This is a genomic window from uncultured Cyclobacterium sp. (genome assembly GCF_963976465.1).
Taxonomy (GTDB): domain Bacteria; phylum Bacteroidota; class Bacteroidia; order Cytophagales; family Cyclobacteriaceae; genus Cyclobacterium.
In genome coordinates this window covers 1-5294 of the sequence record NZ_CAXBOC010000417.1, presented here as the reverse complement: position 1 = coordinate 5294, position 5294 = coordinate 1, and the positions used below count along the sequence as shown (strand labels likewise).

General features: G+C 38.8%; 3 protein-coding genes. 2 read left to right on the top strand and 1 reads right to left on the bottom strand.

Going from position 1 to position 5294, the window contains the following annotated elements; translation table 11 throughout:
* Positions 1-3007, top strand: a 3007-nt coding sequence (locus AAC037_RS19250; RefSeq protein ID WP_339904886.1) for a SusC/RagA family TonB-linked outer membrane protein, incomplete at its 5' end; no start/stop codon positions are given.
* Between the two features lie 11 nt (positions 3008-3018).
* Positions 3019-4695 carry a SusD/RagB family nutrient-binding outer membrane lipoprotein gene (locus tag AAC037_RS19245; RefSeq protein WP_339904885.1) on the top strand — a complete coding sequence of 559 codons (1677 nt, stop codon included), beginning with the start codon at positions 3019-3021 and terminating at the stop codon, positions 4693-4695.
* Between the two features lie 277 nt (positions 4696-4972).
* On the opposite strand, the gene AAC037_RS19240 is transcribed toward AAC037_RS19245, so the two are convergent.
* Positions 4973-5294 (bottom strand): DUF4842 domain-containing protein (locus tag AAC037_RS19240; RefSeq protein ID WP_339904883.1); only part of this gene is annotated, 322 nt, incomplete at its 5' end.

Below are 5294 nucleotides of genomic sequence, written 5' to 3'. Positions count from 1 at the left end.
TGTTGGCCTGAATGAAGTAGTCATCACAGCCTTGGGTATTTCTCGTGAAAAAGAATCCTTGGGGTATTCCGTTGGAACAGTGGATGGGGAGGAGTTGAATAAAACGCCACAGGCTAGTGTACTTAGCTCCATGCAAGGAAAAATTGCCGGTGTACAGATTTCTCAAACTTACGGGGTTAAAGGTTCTTCTATGAATATGGTGATTAGAGGTGCATCCTCTTTAAATTCAGACAATCAACCTTTATTCGTCATTGATGGTGTGCCCGTTTACAATACCACGGACAACTTATTTAACCAGGCTGACCTTGGCAATGCTATTTCAGACATTAACCCGGAGGATATAGAATCAATGTCCGTATTAAAAGGACCGAGTGCTGCGGCTCTTTATGGATCCCGTGCAGCCAATGGCGTAGTATTGATTACCACCAAATCAGGTGGTGGCGAGAAAAAAGGTCTAGGAGTAGATTTTAATTCTTCCTTTATTATGGATACTCCATATGCCTATCTTCCTGTTCAAAATGAATATGCTTCAGGTCAAGAAGGTGCATTTGTATTTGAAAATGATGCTTATGAATTTTGGGGGCCTAAGCTAGACAATGGTTTTATTGCCCAACAAAGAAATCAGGATAGCCCGGCTGAATTGGTTTCTCATCAAAACAATATAAACCGTCAGCAGGATTTTTATCAAAACGGCTGGACACAGGTAAACAATGTGGGTGTTAGCGGAAACTACGAGAAGGCCAATTTCCGTGTTTCTTTGGGTAACTACCTTAATAAAGGTATTATGCCAAATGTAGATTTGAAAAAGAACAACATCAGTATCAATGGTACCATGAACCTGACTGATAATTTGGAGGTGACAGTAATGACCTCTTTGAATGAGTCAAGTTCTGGCAATAGACCAAATGTCAATGATGGTTTTCTTACACCTACCAGAGCCATTTTAACTGTTGGACCACAGGTTGACATGTCTCTATATAGCAATCCGGAAACATGGTGGATGCCCAACCAAGAGGGTATTGTGCAAACCCGCTGGAAAGAAAGGTGGAACAACCCTTACCTGATGCAAGAGTTGGCCACAACCAGTTTTGACCGTGTACAGGCAATGACAAAAATACAAGTGGCCTATGAGTTTGCCAAAAACCTGCGCTTTACAGGAAGATACTTGAGAAGTCAATTGAACCAGAGAGCAGTAAATCAAAGACCATGGGATACAGTTGATTCAAAGAAAGGAAATTATGATATTCAAAATTCCGGTTTTAGGGAACAAAACTGGGAGGGTCTTTTCTCTTATAACACAACCTTTGGGGATTTTGACCTTCAAGCCAATGCCGGTGGAAACCTTAGGTATAATTATAGAGAAAATATTCATAATTCGACCACAAACCTTGTTATTCCCGGTTTGTATACCATAAGTAATGGAGGACCGGGTTCGGTTATTTATACCAACTTTTTGAGTAAAAAGAAAGTGAACAGCCTTTTTGGTCAAACCTCTATCGGCTATAAAAACATGGTTTACCTAGACTTAACGGCCAGAAATGATTGGTCAAGTACCTTGCCAAAAGAGAACCGCTCCTATTTTTACCCTTCAGCTTCTCTAAGTGTCTTGTTAAATGAAATGTTTGACATGCCGGCTTGGGTTAGCCTTGCCAAGGTTCGTGCAGGTTATGCTCAGGTAGGTAATGATGTAGATCCTTATCAGCTACAGAGATATTATAATTTTGGTGCCGATTGGGGAGATACCAAAAGAGCCAGTATAGATAAGATTGCTAAGAACGCTCAATTAAAACCTGAAATAGCTACATCCCAAGAAGTGGGTATTGACCTGTCTTTGTTCAATAATCGATTGACACTAGATGCCACCTACTATACCATGGACAATAAAAACCAGGTACTTGGTATCAGTACTCCAATTACTTCAGGTGCAAACAGCAAATTGATCAATGCAGGATTGGTAAGAAGTAAAGGTTGGGACATCACGCTTGGAACCTCTGTTATCAGGCAAAAAGATCTTTCATTTGATTTAGGTTTAAATTTCACTAGAAATAGAACTACCATTGTAGAACTAGCTGATGGAGTTGAATACTTTGGTTATAATAAAGGATACGCGTATTTCTATACTTACCCGGGAGATCAGGTAGGAGATATTTATCAAGCACCTTATTTTAAAGTGGAAGATCCAAATTCTGAGTATTATGGTCATGCCATCATTTACAGCAATGGTAAGCCTGAAAGAGATCGAAATCCTGAGAATTTTGAGAAAATTGGTAACTACAACCCTGATTTTGTATTAGGTATTAATCCAACTGTACAATACAAAAACTTTACCCTTACTGCAGTTTTTGATTGGAGATCAGGAGGTCAATTTTATTCAGAGACTTTGAGGCAAGGTAAGAATGATGGCAGGTTTCCGGAATATATTAATGGAAGTGTAGATTATGACCCCAACGTAGACATCGTACAGCAAATCAAAGATAACCCTGAGAAATTTTCGCATGAATGGGTTGGAGGTCGAGATGCTGAACAGGGAGGTTTTGAATGGCAAGACGAAGCACAGAGAGAAGCCAGAAGCTATATTAACGCAGATGGAGAAAAAGTATATGTGAATGATGCCAGTTTTGATGTAGGTGTTAGAGAAGATGGCCAAGGAGGCTATATTGAGAATTTTGGTGGTCCAGGAACAATATGGCTCAGCCCATATAACGCCCAAAAAGGAGCGGATAGATACCTGGCATCTGCTAACCTGTATAGTGCAACTTATGTGAAGTTAAGAGAGGTATCCATTACCTATAGATTTCCTAAGGCTATCGTAAATAAATTTAACCTGCAAAATATGTCATTATCCCTGTTAGGACAAAATTTATTTATGTGGACCAAGCACAATGTATTCATCGATCCTGAAACTGCCTATACCGCCAGAGGAAATAGGAATGAACCAGGGTATGAGTTTTACTCTGTGATTCCACGTACCCGCAGCTTAGGGGTGAAATTAAATGTTGGCTTTTAATAACATTGATCATGAAGAAAATTATAATAATAATATTATCCATTGCATTCATTCCAATTTTAAACTCTTGTAGTGATTTTGATAAATTGAATGTAAGTCCCAATGATGTAAACGAAGTTGATCCAAACTTCCTATTGACTACAAGTACTTATAATTTTGCTAATACCTATAGTGAATTTGGCTATTGGGGATCAAGGATTCCTTCCTTGTTGCAGTATTACCAAGTGGGAGATGGTTATAAATCAGAAGAATTAAATGCCCTGTATTGGACGCCGGGACAAAGTAGTCCCTGGGGAACGATCTACTCTAATTTAGTAGATGTTCAAGCCATGGCTGATCTTAGTGTAGAGCAAGAAAACGTTTTTACTGAGGCGGTAGCTTTGGTATATCAAGCCGGACTTATAGATCTAGCTACAAAGATTTATGGTGATGTGCCCTTTTCAGAAACCAATCAGCTGGAAGAAGGCATTGTTTTCCCTAAATATGACCAGCAAAAAGAGATTTATGAAACACTCTTGGTCAATTTGAAAACTGCAAAAAATATGATTGAAGGGATCCCCGGATCTGAAGTACCTGTATTGGATGGCTATGACCTGTTATACAACGGAGACAAGGATAAATGGGTGAAGTTTATTAATTCGCTCAGAATCAGAATGTGTTTGTTATTAAATAACAAAAGAAATGAACTAAGTATTGATTTAGATGCTGAGTTTCAGGATGCAGCACAAAATGTTTTCACAAGTTCTGATGACAATGCTGTTCTGGAATATCTTGGAAATTCTGCAGCTACTTCTTTTCGAGGAGGGCAATTTAGGTCTTCTGAAATTACTTACGCTAGAAGAATGGGCTTAGGCTTTCTTAACTCTTTACGAGATCAAAATGATCCAAGGTTGTATAGGTGGTTAAGACCTGTTGAAAAGAAATGGGATAAAGAAATTGGTACTGCCACAACCATCCAATATACCGATCCATTGGGACAAACCTTCCCTGTTGAGGTACTGCCCTACCCTAGTGGTTATGATGATCTGGATACAAGTTTGTACGTAGGATTACCGGTGGGTAGCCAGGCATCATGGACAGCTTACAATGCCGGTCCTCAAGCAACTTCAGTGGAACCCAAAACTACTCCGTTTAATAGTCGGCTTAGTGAGATATATTTTCAAAATGCCAACCAATATGTGGGCATGGATATCATCACCTATTCTGAAGTTGAATTTATATTGGCAGAAGCTGCAGCCATTGGAGCATTTGGTGCCAGTGATGCAGAAGGTCATTATAAAAAGGCGATTGAAGCATCTATGGATGAATGGGGAATATTTGGTGACTATGTAGGGGGATTTGATTTTGAAGCATTTTACAGTCAGGATGAAATTGACTTGAGTGAGGCCACCAATAAACATGAGCGCATTATGACGCAAAAATACATTTCCATGTTCTTTAGAGCAGAGCCTTGGTTTGATTGGCGAAGAACAGGTTATCCGGATTTTGTACCTCCGGTAGATGCAGCTCAACCTGCCATTCCTATCAGGTATCACTATGATACACCTACTCCTCCGGATCCACAAAATGTTGAAAAATACAATGAGGCTGTGGAGAGATTAGAGAAATCTGAATTTGTTCAGGTGCCTTCAAATGATGATAGCCGCTCAAAAATGTGGTTACTCCAAGGGACCAATATACCTTATTAAAATTCTATTTTTCCACTAACAATGATATAGGGTTTACCGAAATAGCTTTCGGTAAACCCTTTTTTATTCACATATTTATTGAACAGAACGTTTTGAAATCAAATAAAAACACCCCGAAAAGAATTCCTCCCGGGGTGTTTTACGGTGATATTGTATTTTGTTATTTTATTATCGACAAAACATTAAATAAGCTTTCTCAAATGTGAGGAACCATTTATAATTCTAACACCCTTTGGGGCAATCCCCATTGATCAAAGGCTATTTATTTAATCCAGACTTATTCAATCAAATCTTCATTTCTATTACCGGGATTATCTTTGTACCAATCTTCATAAGCAGCACCTCCTGATTCAGCCCAAGCACCAAAGAAATTATAGGCAGAAGTAATATCTACCTTCTCTTTTGGCACTTTAAAATCATGAATAATACTAATTGCCCAGGGATATCCGTTTTCAGATATGAAATTTCCATCAATGTCTTTGTTATCACCGGTAAAAACATAGCTTTGATTTCCTAAACTGGTTATGCTTCTATATGGTAAGTGTACTTCCTTTTCTCGCTCCTTGTTGATAATAATAAAGGGGTTGAAAGGAGCTACA